The following is a 19,052-nucleotide window of genomic DNA, read 5'->3' as shown; positions in this document are numbered from 1 at the left end:
AGGCCATGAACTCCGAGATCATCGTCAAGGCGGTCGACGTCACCAAGCGGTTCGGCGACTTCCTCGCCCTGGACAAGGTCAATTTCGAGGTCCGGCGCGGCGAGGTGGGCTGCATCATCGGCCCGTCCGGCTCGGGCAAGAGCACGCTTCTGCGCTGTCTGAACCTGCTGGAGCGCATGGATGGCGGCGGCATATGGGTCAATGACGAGCTGATCGGCTATCGCCGCGACGGCGACAAGCTCTACGAGATCTCCGATGCGGACGTGGCGCGCCAGCGCCGGCGAATCGGCATGGTGTTCCAGCGCTTCAACCTGTTCCCGCACATGACGGCGCTCGAGAACATCATCGAGGGTCCGGTGCACGTGCTCGGCGAGCCGCCGGAAAAGGCCCGCGCGGAGGCCAAGCGCCTGCTGGAGCGGGTCGGACTTTCCGACAAGCAGGATCACTACCCTTCGGCGCTTTCGGGCGGCCAGCAGCAGCGTGTGGCGATTGCCCGCGCCATGGGCATGCGGCCCGACATGATCCTGTTCGACGAGCCGACCTCGGCGCTCGACCCCGAGCTTGTGTCGGAAGTGCTCGATGTGATGCGCGATCTCGCCACCTCCGGCATGACGATGATTGTCGTCACCCATGAAATGGGCTTCGCCCGCAATGTCGCCGATACCGTGACCTTCATGGAGGCCGGCAAGGTGGTCGAGACCGGACCGGCAGCCGAGGTTCTCGGCGCCCCGAAAAATGCCAGAACCGCCGAATTCATCAAGGCGGTCCAGACCTGATCCTCAACCCTCGCTTCCACTCCAAAAACCTTAAAAAGGGGAACCCGATGAACAAGACACTTCTCACGCTCGCCATGGCGCTTGCCGCCAGCGGCACGGCGCTGGCCGCCGAACTGCCGGACAACATCAAGGCGGCCGGCAAGGTGGTCGTCGCCAACACGCCGAACTACCCGCCGATGGAGTATCGCGACCCCGCGACCAACGAACTGATGGGTCTCGACATCGACCTCGGCACGGCGCTTGCCAAGCAGCTCGGCATCGAGGTCGAATGGTCGGATATCGGCTTCGAGCAGATGATCTCCTCGCTGACCACCGGCCGCGTGGACCTGATCGAATCCGGCATGAGCGACCTGCCGAAACGCCGCGATGCCCTGGATTTTCTCGACTACATGAAGTCGGGTGCGCAGTTCTACTCGACCACCGCCCACAAGGACGAGTTCAAGCAGCCGACCGATCTTTGCGGCAAGACCATCGGCATGAGCCGCCGCACCTCGTTCCCGGACGAGACGGCGAAGTGGAGCGCTGCCAACTGCGAAGCCAAGGGTCTGCCGGCCATCAAGGTCGTCGGCACCGAGGGTTCGGCCGATGCCCGCACCCAGCTGAAGCAGGGCCGCGTCGATGCCGCCGTGCAGGGTTCGGAAACCCTCCCCTATCTGATGAGCGTCGACAAGGGCGCCTTCTTCACCATCGGCGAACCCTACACCGCCGTCTATCAGGGCATCGGCTTCGACAAGACGAAGCCGGAGCTGCGTGACGCCTATATCGACGGCCTGAAGGCGCTGATGGAGAACGGCGAATACAAGAAGATCTTCACCAAATGGGGTCTCGAAGGCGCGATGCTGGACGGCATCTACATCAACGGTGAAGCCCGGAAGTAACGATTGCGAGCCCCGGCCCATCCGCCGGGGCTCTTCATTCCAAGGTCGGGGCTGCTGGTCCCGAGGCAGGACCCATGACATACGACCTTTCGCCCCGCCCCCTCAATCCGGCAGCGCCGGCACCGGCCATGACCTGGCCGAATGGCGCCCGCAGCGCGCTTTTCATCGGCTTCGATGTCGATGCCGAGACGGCCTGGATCGGAAACACGCCTGCCAATGTCGACCGCATGGTCACCACGTCGCACGGTGGCTACGACGCGCGGGTGGGGATCGCGAAGATTCTCGACCTGATGGACGAACTGGCGCTCAAGGCCACCTTCTTCACGCCGGGGTGGACCGCACTTGCCCACCGCGACCTCTGCAAGCGGATCCTCGATGCAGGCCATGAAATCGGCCATCACGGCTATCTGCACAAGATGCCGGACCGCACGAAGCTCGAGGAAGCCTTCGAAGAGATCGATCGCGGCTTCGAGGCATTGGAGGCAGCGCTCGGCGTGCGTCCCGTCGGCTACCGGGCGCCGTCCGGCGAAAATTTCCCGGAGCTGCTCGCCCATCTGGCCAAGTCGGGCATCCGCTATTCGTCGTCGTTCCGCGACGATATCCTGCCCTACCGCCATGCGTCTGCCGACGGGGCGAAGGGGCTCGTCGAGATCCCCGTCAACTTTGCCTTCGACGACTGGAATTTCGGCATGACCGCGCGCACCAGCCCGCGCCCGATCTTTGGCCGCGACGCCGTGCTGCAGCTGTGGATCGATGAATTCGAGGCCACCCATGCCTGGGGCGGCGTCACCACGCTGGTTCTCCACCCGCAAGTGTCCGGGCGACCGATGCGCTGGTTTCTGCTGCGCGATTTCCTCCGCCACGTACAGCAGAAGGGCGACGTCTGGATCGCCACCGGACGCGACATCGCCCAGCACTTCGAAACGATCGAGCGGCCGGCGGCGTAGACACGCTCCATCAACACACCCTCACTGGTTGTGCGCCTTAAATATTTGCGCGCCAAGACTTCAGGCATATTGCCAAGCCGCCCCCTCATGCATTACCACTACCTTATGATGTGATTTATAAATTATTATCTCATTGGTTGTGAGGGCGACACATGACGGCGCGCAGATCTTGTGGGTCGAAGTCCGGGCTGACAACCGGAGCGGAACCTGTTTTGTCGGGGGAGATGCGACACGGCCTCAATGCAGGCAACAGAGGCCTTGTCCGGCAAAAGCCAGGCCGATCGATCGCATGGGTCGCGATGCTGCTTGCAACGGTCGCCCTGCTCGTCCTGGGCCTCAGCCCGTCGGCAAGGGCATCAGACCATGCGGATCCGACCAATCTGATGGGGCCTGAGTCCAATATCACCGGCCTGTTCCTGTTTCCCAAGGACGACAGGCTGATCCTGATCTTCAATGTGCGCCGCGCGCTGACCGTGCCTGCGCCTTACTCTCTCGAACCCTATCTCTATGAGATCAAGCTGGACCTCTCCACGCCGGTCGATTTCACCGATCCGGCCAACACGGCCCGCTATGGCGGAACGGTCAGCGAACCGGCCAAGCTGCATGCCGACGCGACCATCAGGATCAGGCTGAACAACGACGCCAGTCTGAAAAGCGTGGAATACGAGGGGCTCGAAAACACCGGCGACATCCGCAGCTTTTTCGGCGTGCGCGACGACCCGTTCACCTTTCCGCGCTTTTTCGGCGTCAACGTCGTCTCGATGGCCCTGAGCCTGCCGCGCAACGCCTTTCCCGACGGTCAGCAGGATTTCATCCTGTGGGGCACGACATCGCGGGACGGTGAGCAGATCGACCATGTGGGACGCTCGATCCGCACCCAATTGCCGCGCTTCGGCTTTTTGAACACGATCGCCCCGGACCGGCAAGTGCCGGCACTGGTCGAGCATTCCGCCCGGACGACGAAGATCTACAATTTCCTGAAGGGCAACAAGGAATGGTGGTCGGCAGCCTTCGGCGAGCTGATGGAAACGACCTTCCTGCTGCGCAAATACGACAACCAGCCGGATGTGATGATCTATAGCGACCGTTTTGCACCCGGCTATCCGAACGGTCGGCAACTGGGCGACGACGTGGTGGCACAGACCTGCGCCTTCGGCGACTGCCTGCTGCAGGACATCGCCTTCATCGAAGGCGGCTTTCCGCGTTCGACCGTCAACGACAAGCCGTTCCTGCCGGACTTTCCCTACCTGGCCGAACCCTGGCCGGACAAGGCGCCACCGGCACCGCCGACGCGTTCGCTGACCCCCTATCTCGTCGTGATTGCCATCATCTTCATCCTGCTCTCCTGGGTGCTGGTGGAGGTCCTGCATGTCCTGGTGCGAAATATCTGGCGTCGGGTCCGGCAGCACGGACACAGGGCCGCGACGTGACCGCGAGCGCCGGGCCTACAGCCTTGCTGTCGCTGGCCCTGCTGATTCCCCCGGCCCCGCTTGTCGCCCATGATTTCTGGATCGAGCCGTCGAGCTTTGCCCCAAAGGGCGGGACGGCCGTTTCGGTCGACCTGCGCTTCGGTCAGCAGTTTGCCGGCGAGCCGGTGCCGCGCAATTCGGCGACCATCGACAGGTTCAAGCTGATGGACGGGGCGGGCGGATCACGGGAGATCGCCGGCGCCGACGGGCTCACGCCGGCCGGAACGATCGTGGCAGACGACAGACGGACACAGGAGATCGTCTTCGATGGCGGTGGCGGGAAGGTTCAAATGCAGGCCGATCCGTTCGAGGCCTATCTCCTGGCCTACGGGCTGGAGTGGGTGATCGACTACCGCGCCCTGCAGGGCAAGATGCGGTCTCCGGGCCGGGAGATCTTTCACCGCCATGCCAAGGCGCTGCTGACGGGAATTGCGGCGAGCCCGGTTGCGACCGAGGCCTCAGACCAGCAGCTGGAACTGGTGCCCGACAGCGACCCGACGCAAGAACGCCGGCCGGGATTGCGCGGCCGGGTTCTCTGGAACGGCACGCCGCTTGCCGGCTGTCTCGTGATTGCCCGCAATCGCGCGACGCCGAAGTCGGCGCTCCGCGTTCGCAGCGACCGGGACGGCCGTTTCAACCTGCCGCTGGCGGGCGGCGTCTGGCTGCTGCAATCGGTATGGATGCAACGCGCCGGCTGGTTCAGCGCCCATGACTGGGAAAGCCACTGGGCCTCACTCACCTTTCTGAAGCCTGGTCCGTGACGTCTTCGCGGCCTTCACCGGCTTGTCGCCCTCCTCATCGGCCGCTGCACGCTCCGGCGACCCGGCTATCTGACGCTCCACGGCCTGCACGATCTGCAGCAGGGTCGCGTCCGGTGGCAAAGGGCCGACACCCGCCAGAAGTGTGTCGACGATCTCGAAGCCGAGCGAGCGATAGCTCTCGAACTGGGATTCGCTGAACCACTGGTCAGCCGTGCTTTCATGCGGGAAGGTCGGGCTTTCATTGGCATAGGCACAGATGCCCGCGCCTTCGGTGCCGTGATAGCCGGGCTTGATATAGAGGACATAGCCATCCTCGCCGCCCCCATCGGCATCCCGGTAGTGTATCCGCCCGACCGTGCAATAGGGCCCGAAATCCGGCGGTTCGCCCGAAAGGATGCGTGGCTTCAGCTGGTCGAGCTCGGGAAAGGTCAGGCAGACGCCGAGATCGATATGAATCTTGCGCACCGCATTGCCCAGATCGGCAAAGGTGAAGTCCGGGTCGCAACCGGCATCCGACAACACGATCAGCCGGCAGCGCCGCCGCACCATTTCATAGAGCGCCAGGTTTTCGAAGTGGCCGCCATCGGAGAGATTGACATAGGCGCGGTCTGCCGTGGTCTGGCCGAACGCCTCCTGCAGCCATGGCACCAAGGCCTGGCGCGGACCGCTCAATTGCCAGAAGCGGCGGCCATTCGGGCCCGGATTGGCGAGCCACCAGCCGAGCCGCACGTTGAAAAGGGCAAACAGCAGGGTGATGGAGGGCGCCGAGTTATAGCCCATATTGGGATTGGCCGCGGCACCGGAGACCGCCATGGCCGTGCCCAGCGATATGCCCTGCTTGCCGCCATATTGCGCAGAGGGCTGGTAGGCGCCGCGAAACCCCTGCGGCGTGCGCGGGCACAGATCCGCCGCTCCGGCATGGCGCGGCGTGACGACGAAGGACATGGCCTTGCGCTGCTGCCAGGCATTGTTGCGGGTCGAGACCACGTTCAAGGTGCAATTGACCACGTGGAACAGGCGCCCGATCGGCTGCCGGTTGCGGTCCACTCCCTGCTGCGGCCAGAGCTCATGCATCAGCGGATTGTCGTGGAGGTCGAAGCCGGTGAACGGGTTGGGCTGGCGGTCGGCATGGGTGGCGCCGAGATAGGCGCGCACCAATCTGTTGCGATAGAGGTCGTGCAGCGAGAAACGGTTGATATTGACCGTTCGCGACACGACCCAGGCGATGAGTGCCGTCAGGATGAAAACCTGAAACAACAATGGGACCAGATTGCCGGCATCGCCGATCACATCGATCTTCCTGCCGAACAACAGGGTGTCGAGGCCGGTATCCTTGTCGGCGATCGTCGTGCCCACGCTCTTGACCGGGGCCAGCAGCACTTCCAGCAGCGACGTCCCGAGCACGATATAATCGAGCAGCGCTGAAAGAATGATCAGCACCAGCGCGAGAAAGGCCTGGCCGCCGGCCAGCTGGATGAATTTCCCGAGTCTGGTCAGGCCGCTCACCACCTGGGGATTGTCCTTGCGGCCGCCGAGCAGGCCCATGGTCGCCGTCGCCGCGAGGCTACCGCCGATCAGGGAATGGTAGAGCAGGTTGGTTTCGCTGCGCAGCAGGTCTGCCAGCCGGGAGCCGAGAAGGCCAAGTATCGTCGAGACCGTCCAGAACACGCCGGCTGCGACGAACCAGCCTGCGGCCCTTGCAAACCATTCCCGCTGCGCGTCGGAGCGGGTTTCCGTGCTGGTTTCGGCGACATAGACGGTTTCCGCCGTCACCTGCGCCATCAGGAACCAGGGCGGGCCGAGCACGGCAAGCGTCAGAAGCCGGGCCGGTGCATAATCGATCCCGACGAAGAGATGGATGCCGGCAAGGATGACCGCGGACCAGACGACACCGGCAAAGGCCCAGCGGATCAGGCGCAACAAGGGGCTATGCGGCTGACCGCGATGCGCGGGATAGGACAGCAGTCCGCTGGCGATGAAGATGGTCGGACCGACCAGCATCACATTCAGCGTATCGGGCGCCCATTTCTGCACGCCGATCGGCAATATCGCCCATGTGGTCAAAAGCGCGGCGCCGAAGATGGCAAACAGCAGATCCCATCGTATGAATTCCGACTGATTGCCGCCCGCATCGCCTTGGGCGTAATTGACCAGCGTATACCGCTGGCCGAGCATCAGCAGCAGCGTTCCGGCCGCCAGCAGCCCGGCATGGGTATAGTAGTGTTCTGCAAACGGCCCCGTGGCGCCGACAAAGGTAAGCGTCACCAGGACCCACTTGAGCGCCAGCAGCAGGCTGGCCAGGGCCGAGACCACGAGCAGCCAGACCAGCGTCAGGTTTCTGACCACGATCGTCGCCGCCGTCCAGGTGTCTGCCGACGTCAGGCCGACCTTCGGCGTCAGATAATTGCTGTCGCGGCGCAGATTGCAGATCGGCAACGGCTCGCGATCGGGACCGTCAGGCCGTTGCGTCAATTGCGCCTGGACCCGGTCAAAGCTCTGACGGCTCAACCATGCGGAAAGCCAGCTGCCGATATAGCCGCCGCCGGAGACGGTGGACAGATAGCGAAAGCGACCGAGCAGGGATGCCTCCGGTCGGGCCGGCTCGCCTGCGGCATCGCGCGGATAGGTGGCAAGCGCCTGCATGACGCCGAGTGCGAATGTGGCGCTGCGGATCCCCCCGCCCGAGATGCACAAAGCCGTTCGATCGAGACCATTGAGTGCGCGATTGAGCTCCACCGTGTCGAGGCCGGCTGGAATGCTGACACCCTCGATCTCCTGGGCCTCCTGGCGCAGGAGCATCGACGTATCGATCGACCTGGCCACCGGAGGCATTTCAGCTGCCACGTAAGACCGGATGACGTCCCACCACATCGACTGTTCTCCCACCCTCAGACGATGCCCGATTGCTTGATGATGACATCGGCGGCCTTCTCGCCGACCATGTAGACGGCACTGACGATGAAGAAGCCGGGGATGCGGGGAAACACGCTCGCATCCACGACCCTGAGGCCGCTCACCCCATGCACCTTGAAATCGCCCGAGAGCACGCCCAGGCGGTCGCGCGGTCCGATCGAGCAGGTGCAGGAGGCATGATGGCCCCAGGCATGATCGCGGACGAACTGTTTGAGCTGTGCATCGGTCTGGACCTCGACACCCGGGAGATGCTCCTTCACGATCAGCCCCTTCTTCATCAGCTTGGCCGTCATCGTGCGCACGAACTTGATGCCGGCGACGACCGAATCGAGGTCGGCGCCGTTTTCGTCATTGCCTTCCTCGAAGTAGCGAAAGTCGATCTGCGGCGGGTCGCGCGGATCGGCGGACCGCAGCGTGACGGTGCCGGCCGTGTTGACCGTATGCGCCTTCAGGATCGCCCAGGTCAGGTAGTTCAGATGGGCCGGAAACAGCGCCGAATAGCCCGGGAAATATCCCTTGAACAACCCCAGCAGCCCGAAGCAGAAAAGGTCCGGCAGCGGGCGCTCGGGCAGCGAACGCTTGATCACCGCAAGGATCGCGCCATTGGTCGTGTAGACGCCGTGGCGGCGGCGGCTCCATTCGCCATATTGCGGATCGCCGGCCGCGAATTTGGCGCCCGTCAGCACTTCCCAGTCCCGGTTCATCTCGTTGACGACCCCGACCTCGTAACGGTCCTGCATGTTGAGGCCGACGCCCGGCAGATCGACACGCACCGCAATGCCGTGCTTTTCCAGCTCCGCCTTCGGGCCTATTCCCGACAGCATCAGAAGCTGGGGCGTGTTGAAGGCACCGCCCGACAGGATGACTTCCTTGGCGCAATAGACCGCCTTGCGCTCAGGCTCGGTCTCGCTCGGCTGCCACGCGGCACGATAGAGGCGCTCCCCTTCCATGATCTCGACGCCGACGGCCCTGTTGTGGTCGTCGAAGAGCACGCGGGTCACAAGCGTATGGAGGGCGAGCGTCAGCCGGTCCGGGTGGCGGGCCTTAACCTCCAGCACGCGCTCGCGCGAACCGATGCGCTGGTGATTGCGGTTGGTGAGCGGCGGATAGCGCAGGCCCGTAGCATTGCTGCTGACGAGCCGCCAGTCGTTGGGATCGCCTTGGCTCTCTACAAACCAGTCCAGCCCCTCCTCCTGGTTCGGCTGCTCCTTGATCGCCTTGGCCGCGCTGTCGAAGATCGTGGCGACGAGCCCCTCGTCACCCAATGCCCGGATCGGCACCGCCTTCTGCGTCGTCAGCCAGCCGTTCCAGCCGTGCCGCGTCCAGTCCAGTCCGAGCTTTGCCAGCCATCGGTAGAGAAAAAACCGGTGTTCGCAGTTTTCCATGCGCTGGAAGATCTTGCGCATGGCGTCGCGGTTCCAGCTGTCGTCGCCTGTCAGTTCGGCGATGTAGTCCCAGTCCTCATTGTGCGGATAGACGAAAATCTGCGCATTGTGGGCCGTGCAGCCGCCGAGCGTGCCGGCGCGCGGATAGAATATACCGTTTTCCTCCGGCACGAATTTCGGATCGCGCTCCTGCAGCTGCTGGCTGTTATAGTGGCGCACGAAGAACTCCCAGCGCTGGCCGGTGTTTTCAGACGCGAAGGGGTGGAGGACGGGAACGTCGTAATCGTCGGGCAGACGGTTCTGGTCCGGATAGGCCGGATCGCTGCCCTGCAGCTGGCGCGGGTCGCCGCCGGCCTCGATCAGGAGGACGCGGGCGCCCGCTTCGGCCAGGCGCGCCGCCAGAGTGCCGCCACCGGCACCCGAGCCGACGACGATATAGTCATATTGCGCTTCGCTGGCGGGGCCTGCGGCCATCATCCATTCCCCCTTACTGTCCCGAGGTCGAGAAAAGGCGGGTCCGCTTCAGCGTCCCGCCCGCATGTCAGAGCATCTTCAGGAAGGCGATCAGGGCTTCCTTGTCGCTGTCGCTCAGGCCCTCAGGACCTGGTATGCCGGCGATCGTCGGAACCTGCCCGGTGCCGAAATAATGGCCGCGATTCACCTCGAAATCCGGGCATTTGCTGAGTTCGAGCAGAGGTTCCTTCAGGTTGGCGAAGACCTTCAGCGCGTCGGCGTCGCTGGCATTGCCGCCGAGTTCCTTCAGGTCCTTCTTGATCTCGATCAGCAGCTTCAGGAGCTTGGCATCGTTCGCGACGTTTTCCGCCGTACCGGCATTGTCGAGACGCAGATTGAGGTTGGACAGGATGTTGACCGGCGTTCCCTTAGGGATCGGCCCGATCCGGATCCCGCCGTCGCCGAACAGCCACGGCAGCCAGCGCTCCAGTGGCGAGGCCAGAACCGCCAGCTTGTCCGGCAGGTAGCCGCCGGCAATCGACAGATAGGAGGTCTCCGTCGTGCGGTAGATCTCGCCGACGCCGGCATCGCCGAGCACTGTGTCCTTGCGGCGCAACTCCGGCCACAGCATTTCCCGGATGCTTTTGTCGAAGGCCTCCATGCGATAGGCCACCGTCGGATTGGGTGTCGCGTAGGGCATGTCCGGCCCGACGCTGTTGTTGAGCAGATAGGGCGCCGTCGACCAGAGGCTTGCAAGCGTTGCCGGGCGCGTATAGCCCCGCCCCCCGGCCGGCATCTTGTAGTCCATCGGCGCGCCGGAGAACGGGTCCTTGACCGTGATCGTGCCGACCGACGGCAGGTCCTTGTAGCTTTGGGACGAGAAGTTGTCCCAGATATTGCCCGCGATCCCGTTGGTCGCAAGCGGCGAGCAGGCATTGGTGGCAAGCAGCGTCACCGGCACCCGCATCTCCGTAGACAGGTAATTATCATCGAGGAAGTCGGGCTGGAGAGCGATCTCGCGCATCGCCTGCTTGTAGGTCGGGGTCTGGACATAGGCCCAGTAGGCGTCCCAGCGCTTCATATAGTCCGGCCCGGCGCTGTTGCGCGGGTCGGCTTCTGGCGGAAATGCCGGTTGCTTGGACGAATGACAGGCCGCGCAATTCTCGGCGAAGATTTCCTTGCCGCGCGTGACGACCGTCTCGTCGGCCGTCAAATATTGCTCGGCATCCGGCGCCTCGGCCAGCTTGTGCGGCGCGCCGACATCCTTGTTGAGGAAGAACTGGGCAACGAAAGGCGTCTGCTCCTCGGTCGCCTGCCAGTAGACGGAATTCTTGCGACCGTCGACGATGCGGATCGGCGACACCGGCTTGCCGCCGGCGAGCGGATTGAAATGTAGCAGCCATTCCTCGCTGAACAGGCCGATATTGATGTAGACGCGGTTGAGCGCACCCAACACGCCGACGGAATCGGCGCCATCCTTCAGGACATGCGGCACGAAGACGGTGTCCGGTGCTTTGTAGGTCGCATCGAAGGCCTCATAGCCCGGGAAATCTGAAAACTGCCGGTTGTCGCGGCTGCCGCCGCCGAGCTTTTCCTGACCAAGCCGAAGACCGAGCTCCACCCTCTGCCGCGTCATGTAGACCGCGTTCATGGTGCGGGGATTGTTGATGTAGTCGGTCGAAACCAGAGAGGTGTCCAGCGTGCCCGGCTTGGCGGTATGGACCAGCTGGAAGATGAAATTCTTCTGATCGGCATCCCAGGAGAATATCCGGTCGATCCAGAAGAACTGGGCACCGACCACCGACGACAGGTTTTCAAATTGCGGATTGTTGGGATCATCCGGCGGGTTGGTCGGATCCGGCCCGACATGACAGAAGCCGCAGCCCATGCCGACCCTGTAGGGGCGCACCAGATCGCGCCGGTTATAGTAGGCCGGATCCTTGTAATAGCGCTCCGGGTCCCAGTCCTTCGCCGCATCCGCATCGAAGGCAGGGTTCGGGAAAAGCCTGAGGCCCACGATGCCGGTCGGCTCGCCGTAAAACGAACCGACCGGCAGGACCTTGCCGCTGGCGCTGTCGATCACCTTGCCGCGCGCGCCGATCTCGACACCCTTGTACTTGTCGGCATTGGCGAAAGGATCCGGCGCGCAGTCGGGATCGCGTATGTCGAGCCAGAGCCCGAACCGGTCCGCGTCGCCGGCCGTCGGCTTCTTGAAGCAGGGCTCATTGACCACGCCCAGATACTCCCAGCGATTGTCGCGATTGGCCTTCAGGCCCGGATAGCTGGAGATGGTCTTTAAAAGATCGAAGGTGCCGAAGGAGGAGTTGGTGAGTTCGTCCCACAGGCGGTCGTTGCCGGCGGTCCAGACGATCCAGTTGTTGCGGCCCTTGACCTCGTCGGGCGAAAGCTTGACCCCGCGATAGCCGCCGTCCATCTGGCCGAAATAGTCTTCGTCGGCTGCCGGGAAGGACTGGAGGTCACGGCCGGCCAGCATGGGCTCGTCCTTGACATGGCCAGCTTGCGGTCCCTTGTGCAGAAGATTGACCACCACGACGACGGCCGCCAGGCCAATCACGATCGCTGCACCCAACCACAAGATCCTGTGCCTGACCATTGCCGCCTCCTACCCCGATTGCGGGCATTGATTTTTTGATTATCGCGTCATAGTTGTATTTCAGTTCATGACAACTTTGCAATAAACCCTCTGCACCCACGGGTTGCAAAACGACCGATGCGACGACCGGTGATCAGAACAATTTTGGGTGTCACGCAGGCCATGCGTTGCGGCTGGGCCGTGACCGGACGGAGCCATCCGATCATCTTCGCTCCGGATGCCACAGCGGACTGCAACTTCTCCCTCCAATGCGCCTCAAGCGTCTGAAAGGCTTGAAACTGTGTTTTGGCGATGCCAGAACAGGAACGTGCCGACAGGGGTCGGTAGCAAGAAGGATTCAGCAATGAGCAGAACGGTCTATCTCAACGGGGCATGGCTGCCCGAAGCCGAAGCGAAGATATCGGTCTTCGACCGCGGCTTCCTGTTTGCCGATGCCATCTACGAAGTGACCGGGGTGATCGACGGCAAGTTGATCGACTATGATGCCCATGCCGCGCGGCTGAAGCGCTCCCTCCAGGCTCTCGGCATACCGATGCCGGTGGACGATGGGACGCTGCTCGACCTGCACCGGCAGATCGCGCAGCGCAACGGGATCACCGAAGGCCTCATCTATCTCCAGGTCTCGCGCGGCGCGCAGGATCGCGATTTCCTGTTTCCCGACCCGCTGGAACCGACCTTCGTGATGTTCACGCAGGCAAAGCGCATTCTGGACAACCCAAAGTGGAACAAGGGCATCTCGCTGAAGACGGTCGCCGAAGGACGCTGGTCCAGACGCCAGATCAAGACCGTGCAGTTGCTCTATTCTTCCTTCGAGAAGATGGAGGCGCACCGCGAGGGTTATGACGACGTGTTGTTCGTCGAGAACGGCCATGTCACCGAAGCGAGCTCGGCCAATTTCCACATCATCTCGCGCGAGGGCCGGCTGATCACCCGCGACCTGTCGAATGCCCTGCTGCATGGCATCACCCGTGGCTCCATCCTCGATCTCGCCCGCCGGGCCGGGCTGGAGACCGAAGAGCGCAGCTTCACCGTCGCCGAGGCCAAGGCGGCGGCCGAGGCCTTCATCACCTCGGCGACGAGCTTCCTGATACCGGTCGTCTCGCTGGACGGAACCAATATCGGCGACGGCACGGTCGGCCCGGTCGGCCGCCGGCTGCTCGATCTCTATATCAAGGATCGCCGGGAAAACGGCCTGCCCATCGCAACCTAGCGGAGCAGCGATTGCAGGAGCAGGCTATTGATGGCAACGCTCCCGTCCGGTCGGCAGAATTACCCGTAAAATTCGGTCATCTGCCGATCGGGCACCGCAGCGGACAGTGTCCTTCCAGATACGCGCAAGCCAAAATGACGGGAGAAACTGAAATACGGCAGTCATTACAACGCTGAAACACACGGGGAACATTTAGTTGCCGTATATACCGTCGATACAGTGCACCCCTGTCGATGCGCATTACTGATAAAAGGCACCTGAATGGTGGAAAAGCCCGAGCAGAGCTCTGACAACCACGGCGTCCGCACGGACCGGTTCACCACAGACGTCCACCCACCGCGCCAGCAGTTCGAGGTCTGGCGCGAATTCGTATCATCGCTGATGGATGTCGAACCTTTAGGGACGCCGGACCAAGGCTTTAAAGCAAGGGCGCGCGCCTTTGTGCTGGGTGACATGCACCTGGTCTCCTCCACCATGGATCCGATGACCTATAGCCACGAGATGAAGCATGTGGCCAAATCGGGCATCGATCACTGGTGCCTCTCCCTGATCAAGAAGGGTCAGGTATCCTGCACCGCGGGGGACAGGGTGCTGAAATCCTCGGCCGAGGATCTGCACGTCAAGTCACTCGCCTATTCGTTCGCCGGCCAGATGACCGGCACCGAAAGCGTCTGCATCTTTCTAAGCCGGGATCGCCATCCCGAACTGACCACGCTGCTGGATTCGGTCAGCCATCAGCTGTTGCAGGGACCGATTTCGCTCATCCTCAAGGATTTCATCCTGACCGCTGACAAGTATGCGGAAAACCTCAAGGTTTCCGAGGTGCCGGCGATGGTCGAAACCCTCACGCTGCTGCTTTCCGCTGCGGTGACGAACACCGCCGACAGTCTTGTCGAGGCGGAGGTGTCGATTACCGCGGGACGGCTGAACCTCGCCCGCAAATACATTCAGGAAAATCTCGGCTCGCCCGATCTCGATGCCGATTCCATCTGCCGGGCGCTCGAAATCTCCCGCAGGCAGCTCTATTACCTGTTCGAAGCGCGTGGCGGGGTTGTCAATTTCATCCGGCAGAAGCGACTTGCCGCCTGTTGCCGGGCGATTGCGGATCCGAGGGACCAGCGCCTCATCTCGACAATCGCCTATGCCTACGGCTTTACCAACCAGGCTCTGTTTTCCCGCCAGTTCCTGGCGGAATACGGCTTCAGGCCGAGCGAGGCGCGCGCAGCCGGAATGACCGGCCATCTGCCGCGGCCGACGCCCGCCAGTTCATTCGCGGAATGGCTGGTATAGTCGCCCTGCGAAGACATGGAGCAGGCAGGCGGGCCGGGTTACACAGCCCGCAGCGTCAGCCGATTGGCCCAGGAATGTTCTTGGCATGCCATAACGCCAGAGCCCTCAAGCCCCCTTGTCGCGGCTGGACGCCGGAGAATCTGTGCCTGGGCACGTCCCTGCCTCCGGCGCGTCTGCGTTGATCTGGATCCGGCCCGGATCGGCATCGCGGGCCGTGGCAACCCCTGCAGCCGTCGCTCCATGGGTCTTCGCCTGCCGGGCGATGAAACGCTCGCAGAGGTCGAGCAAGGCCGTCAGAGGCGGATAATCGGCGATCACCCTTCGATACCGGGCGCCGGACGGACCAATGCGCCGGCCGATATCGATCGGGGCCGCAAGGATGTCGGGTCCGAAGACATTGCCGGCATCGCTTGTCGGCAGCATGGTCAGGTAGTCGCCGTTCTGCAGGCTGCGTAGCGTCGCCATCAGCGAACTGCATCTGAGCATGATATTCGGCATCACGCCGGTGCGTTCGACGAGGGTGTGGACGATCTGCTGCTCGTAGATCGGGTCGGCGGAATAGATCACCCAGGGCATGCCGATCAGGGCAGTATAGTCGCCTGGCGCACAGGCATGGATCGGATGGCCGCGGCGGGCCACGAGGCGGTCGTGAACCCGGGTCAATTCCCGCGCGACCAGCAGGTCATGACCGCGATCCAGACGGTGAAGACCGCCGAAGGCGATATCGATACGCCCCTCCAGCAGGGCCGCATGGAGCGCGTCACCCGTCTGATATTGCAGTTCTACGGTCAGCCGCGGAAAACGCCTTTGCAGCTCACCGATGACATCGGGAAGAACGAGGCTGTCCCATAGCGGGCCGCCGCTGATCCTGAATTTGCCCTCCAGCATCCGGCCGTCTTCCACCAGCCGCTCCTCGGCAAGCGCCCAGTCGCGTGCCAGCCGTGACACCGAGGAGAGCAACCGCTCCCCGAAGGCGGTCGGGCTCACGCCGCGCGCATGGCGTTCCAGCAGGGGCTTGCCGTAGATGGCTTCCAATGTGGAAAGGGAGCGCGAGAGCGCCGGCTGGGTGATGTTCAACACCTGGGCTGCCTGGCGCAGGCTGCCCGCATCGCAAATGGCGGAAAACCGCAACAGCAGGCTCATCCGGTCGAGCATGGTGATAACATTCCTTTATCGCTCATGCCGCGAATAGCATTGGTCAGGCATCTCCTTCAACTGATATTCATGTCCCTATGGCCTGCGAAGCTGCAGCGGGTCGCAGGGAGGGCCGAAGCGCGCTTTCATCAACGGTCCGGTCGTACGGCCGCCATGGGGATCTGGTAGCCGGCTAAGCAATCTGCGATCCGATCATCCCTGCCGCCGGACAGCCGCCGAAGACCTCGATGCCGAAGGCAGCACCCTGCGGAACATCCAGCCTACCTGCTCATACCGGACGGAACCTTGCGATGACCCAACAGAAGCGCCCCAACATCCTCTTCATCATGTCGGATGATCACGCCGCCCGTGCGATCTCGGCCTATGGGGCGGGACTGAACGCGACGCCCAATCTCGACCGCATCGCCGAAGGCGGCATGCGGCTCGACCGCTGCTATGTGACGAATTCGATCTGCACGCCAAGCCGGGCGGCGATCATGACCGGCACGCACAACCACGTGAACGGCGTCACCACGCTCGACACCCATATCGACAACCGGCTGCCAAATGTCGCCAAGCATCTTCGCCACGGCGGTTACCAGACGGCCATCTACGGCAAGTGGCATCTGGGCGAAGGCAAGGGGCACGAGCCGACGGGCTTCGACGACTGGGCAGTCGTGCCCGGCCAGGGGGAATATTTCGACCCGACCTTCATCTTTCCCGATGGCCACAGGCGGCTCGAAGGTTATGCCACCGACCTGATCACCGAGATGAGCCTCGGCTTTCTGGAAAACCGCGACCCCGAAAAGCCGTTTTTCCTGATGTGCCATCACAAGGCCCCGCACCGCAATTTCTCGCCCCATCCGCGCCACCGCCATCTCTATTCCGACCCCCTGCCTTTGCCCGAGACCTTCCATGACGACTATGCGCGGCGGGCCTACGCGGCAGCAGTGGCCAGAATGCGGGTGCGCCAGGACATGACCTATGACGATCTCGGGCTGGTCCAGCCGGAGGGCGGGATAGAGGTCGGCGCGCCGATGTATCCCGGCGCCTCGATGCGAAAGGTGCCGGAGGTGGTGGAGGGCAGGCCCGTCACGCTGGTCGATGCGCTGACCGGCGAGAATTTCACCTTCACCGATCCGGTGGCGCTCGCCGAATTCAAGTATCAGCGGTACATGCAGCGTTACCTGCGCACCATCCAGGCGATCGACGAAAGCGTCGGACGGCTGCTCGACTGGCTCGACGACAGTGGCGAGGCGGATAACACCATCGTCATCTATACCTCGGACCAGGGCTTCTTTCTTGGCGAGCATGGCTGGTTCGACAAGCGCTTCATGTATGAGGAGAGCCTGCAGATGCCCTTCCTGGTGCGCTATCCCGCGGGCGTCGCGGCGGGCAGCCAGTCCCGCAAGATCGCCACCAATGTCGATTTCGCGCCGACCTTTCTCGATTTTGCCGGACTTCCGATCCCGAACTACATGCAGGGCGTGAGCCTCAGGCCGCTGTTCGAGCAGCAGACCGACGAGGCCTGGCAGGACGTCGCCTATCACCGCTACTGGATGAACCGCGACTACATACATAATGCGATCGCCCATTACGGCGTGCGCGACCGGCGCTACAAGCTGATCTACTGGTACGACAAGGCGATGGGCTGGATCGGCTCCGAGGAGGGCGAGGAGATCGGCGCATGGGAATTGTTCGACTGCGACAAGGATCCGTTCGAGCTGACGAATGTCGCTGCCGATCCGGCCTATGCCGAGGTGTTTCGCGCCATGCTGTCCAAGCTCGATGCCAAGATGGCGGAGATCGGCGACATGCCGGAGCATGACAGCCGGAGCGTTCTGTCAGGTCTGCCGGACGTCGCCTGAATGCCGCCGGCGCACTCTGCGCGCTGCGCCCGCGCTCCAGGTCACCGGAGCGCGGGTCTAATCAAAAGGCGTTCAAGCCTTGTTGTATTTTGCATCGACCTCGTTGATCGCATCGACATTTCCGGCCGAGCGGCCATTTTCGTCGAAGGTCTGGGACAGATAGGCGTCGGCGATCGACTTTGCCACTTCCGAGCCGATGACCCGGGCCCCCATGGTGATGATCTGCGCGTTGTTGGACAATGCCGCGCGTTCTGCCGAATAGGTGTCGTGCGTCAGGGCGGCGCGAATGCCCGGCACCTTGTTGGCGGAAATGCAGACCCCGATGCCGGTGCCACAGACCAGGATGGCCCGGTCGTATTTGCCGTCCAGCACCTGCTGCGCCACACGATCCGACAGATTGGCGTAGAAGGCATCCGGGCCCTGGTCGGTGCGCGAAATCTCGTCGACCTCGTGCTTGTCCTTCAGATAGTCGGCCAGCACCTTGGCGAGACCTTCGCCGGCGCTATCGCCTGCAATGGCAAGTTTCATGATCAGTTACCTCCGAGGGTGGCGGCGCATCGCGCCAGGATGTCGAGATAGCCGTCGACGTTCCACGCCGAACGACCGATGAAGAGCCCGTCGATATGCGGGCAGGCGATCAGTTCCTCGCAATTGCCGGGGTTGACCGATCCGCCATAGAGGCAGGGAATGCGCCGGCCGAGCACCTCTTCGGCGACCTGCGCAATCTCGGCATGGCGTGCCTGCGCATAATCGGCAGTCGCCGGAATACCGTTTTCGCCAATCGCCCAGACGGGCTCGTAGGCGAGCAGGATCGGTGCCTGTTTCTGCTGATCCGAAAGCCTGGAGAGTGCGCCCCGCACCTCGGCCGCCAGCACCTCGGCCGCGCGGCCGCTCTCGCGGTCCTCCAGCGTTTCGCCAATGCAGATCAGCGGCGTCAGGCCATGACGGACCGCGGCCTCGGTCTTGAGCCCGACGGTTTCGTCGGTCTCGCCGAAATGCTCGCGTCGCTCGGAATGGCCAAGTTCGACCAGATCGAGATTGCAGTCGGTCAGCATCGCTGGCGAGATCTCGCCGGTCCATGCCCCGGCATCGGCCCAGTGCATGTTCTGCGCGCCGACCTTGACCGAACTGTCCTGAAGGATGGCCCTGACCTCGCGCACCATGGTGAAAGGCGGGATGACGAAGCGCTGGATGCGTGGATCGGCGCCGCCATCGGCCGCCTTCAACGCCTCGGCGAACGCTTTCGCCTCGCGCAGTGTCTTGTTCATCTTCCAGCTGGTGCCGACCCAAAAATATCTGTCCTGGCTCACTGCTGTTCCTCTCCATTGGCAATCGCGATCACGATCTCGGTCCC

14 protein-coding genes are annotated in these 19,052 nt (G+C 63.0%); 8 read left to right on the top strand and 6 right to left on the bottom strand.

The genetic code is table 11. From position 1 onward, the window contains the following. The first annotated feature begins 5 nt into the window (after positions 1 to 5). The 5 genes from J2Z17_RS14900 to J2Z17_RS14880 all read left to right on the top strand — a co-directional run bounded on the left by J2Z17_RS14900 (position 6) and on the right by J2Z17_RS14880 (position 4,831). Complete coding sequence (locus tag J2Z17_RS14900) at positions 6 to 776, top strand: amino acid ABC transporter ATP-binding protein (protein WP_209946422.1); 771 nt, start codon at positions 6 to 8, stop codon at positions 774 to 776. 47 nt (positions 777 to 823) lie between these two features. Further along, the gene (locus J2Z17_RS14895) at positions 824 to 1,654 is read left to right on the top strand and encodes an ABC transporter substrate-binding protein (RefSeq protein ID WP_209946421.1); all 831 of its coding nucleotides are present in this window, start codon (positions 824 to 826) and stop codon (positions 1,652 to 1,654) included. A 74-nt stretch (positions 1,655 to 1,728) separates the two neighbouring features. Next, positions 1,729 to 2,601: a polysaccharide deacetylase family protein gene (locus J2Z17_RS14890; protein WP_209946420.1), complete on the top strand. Its 873-nt coding sequence runs from the start codon at positions 1,729 to 1,731 to the stop codon at positions 2,599 to 2,601. 299 nt (positions 2,602 to 2,900) lie between these two features. Further along, positions 2,901 to 4,031: a hypothetical protein gene (locus J2Z17_RS14885; protein ID WP_209946419.1), complete on the top strand. Its 1,131-nt coding sequence runs from the start codon at positions 2,901 to 2,903 to the stop codon at positions 4,029 to 4,031. Next, positions 4,028 to 4,831 (top strand): DUF4198 domain-containing protein, encoded by an 804-nt coding sequence (locus J2Z17_RS14880; RefSeq protein WP_209946418.1) that lies wholly within the window; start codon positions 4,028 to 4,030, stop codon positions 4,829 to 4,831. Before J2Z17_RS14885 ends, J2Z17_RS14880 begins: the two co-directional genes overlap by 4 nt. On the opposite strand, the gene J2Z17_RS14875 is transcribed toward J2Z17_RS14880, so the two are convergent. From J2Z17_RS14875 to J2Z17_RS14865, 3 genes are all read right to left on the bottom strand, one after another. Then, positions 4,802 to 7,630, bottom strand: a complete 2,829-nt coding sequence (locus J2Z17_RS14875; RefSeq protein ID WP_245224130.1) for a patatin-like phospholipase family protein — start codon at positions 7,628 to 7,630, stop codon at positions 4,802 to 4,804. The two genes, J2Z17_RS14880 and J2Z17_RS14875, sit on opposite strands and share 30 nt — an antisense overlap. Before the next feature lie 89 nt (positions 7,631 to 7,719). Continuing rightward, entirely contained in the window at positions 7,720 to 9,606 is a 1,887-nt protein-coding gene (locus tag J2Z17_RS14870) for a GMC family oxidoreductase (protein WP_245224129.1), read from the bottom strand. Between the two features lie 64 nt (positions 9,607 to 9,670). Further along, a complete protein-coding gene (locus J2Z17_RS14865; protein WP_245224128.1) occupies positions 9,671 to 12,172 on the bottom strand; it encodes a c-type cytochrome in 2,502 nt (833 codons plus the stop codon). A 367-nt stretch (positions 12,173 to 12,539) separates the two neighbouring features. Between J2Z17_RS14865 and J2Z17_RS14860 the strand changes: the two genes are divergently transcribed. Together J2Z17_RS14860 and J2Z17_RS14855 are read left to right on the top strand one after the other, a co-directional pair. Continuing rightward, positions 12,540 to 13,406, top strand: a complete 867-nt coding sequence (locus tag J2Z17_RS14860; protein WP_209946415.1) for a D-amino-acid transaminase — start codon at positions 12,540 to 12,542, stop codon at positions 13,404 to 13,406. 261 nt (positions 13,407 to 13,667) lie between these two features. Then, entirely contained in the window at positions 13,668 to 14,696 is a 1,029-nt protein-coding gene (locus J2Z17_RS14855) for a helix-turn-helix domain-containing protein (protein WP_209946413.1), read from the top strand. A gap of 105 nt (positions 14,697 to 14,801) precedes the next feature. On the opposite strand, the gene J2Z17_RS14850 is transcribed toward J2Z17_RS14855, so the two are convergent. Next, a complete protein-coding gene (locus tag J2Z17_RS14850) occupies positions 14,802 to 15,851 on the bottom strand; it encodes a LysR family transcriptional regulator (RefSeq protein WP_209946411.1) in 1,050 nt (349 codons plus the stop codon). A 290-nt stretch (positions 15,852 to 16,141) separates the two neighbouring features. Between J2Z17_RS14850 and J2Z17_RS14845 the strand changes: the two genes are divergently transcribed. Further along, positions 16,142 to 17,698: a sulfatase family protein gene (locus tag J2Z17_RS14845; protein ID WP_209946409.1), complete on the top strand. Its 1,557-nt coding sequence runs from the start codon at positions 16,142 to 16,144 to the stop codon at positions 17,696 to 17,698. Between the two features lie 72 nt (positions 17,699 to 17,770). Here the strand turns inward: J2Z17_RS14845 and derI are convergent, their stop codons facing one another. Both derI and J2Z17_RS14835 read right to left on the bottom strand, forming a co-directional pair. Then, positions 17,771 to 18,226, bottom strand: a complete 456-nt coding sequence (gene derI / locus J2Z17_RS14840; RefSeq protein ID WP_209946407.1) for a D-erythrulose-4-phosphate isomerase — start codon at positions 18,224 to 18,226, stop codon at positions 17,771 to 17,773. Between the two features lie 2 nt (positions 18,227 to 18,228). Then, entirely contained in the window at positions 18,229 to 19,008 is a 780-nt protein-coding gene (locus tag J2Z17_RS14835) for a triose-phosphate isomerase (protein ID WP_342454413.1), read from the bottom strand. Positions 19,009 to 19,052: the final 44 nt, after the last annotated feature.

It is taken from the genome of Heterorhizobium halophytocola (genome assembly GCF_017873095.1).
GTDB lineage: Bacteria > Pseudomonadota > Alphaproteobacteria > Rhizobiales > Rhizobiaceae > Allorhizobium > Allorhizobium halophytocola.
The sequence above is the reverse complement of the archived record's forward strand: the minus strand, read 5'-3'. Positions and strand labels throughout refer to the sequence as shown.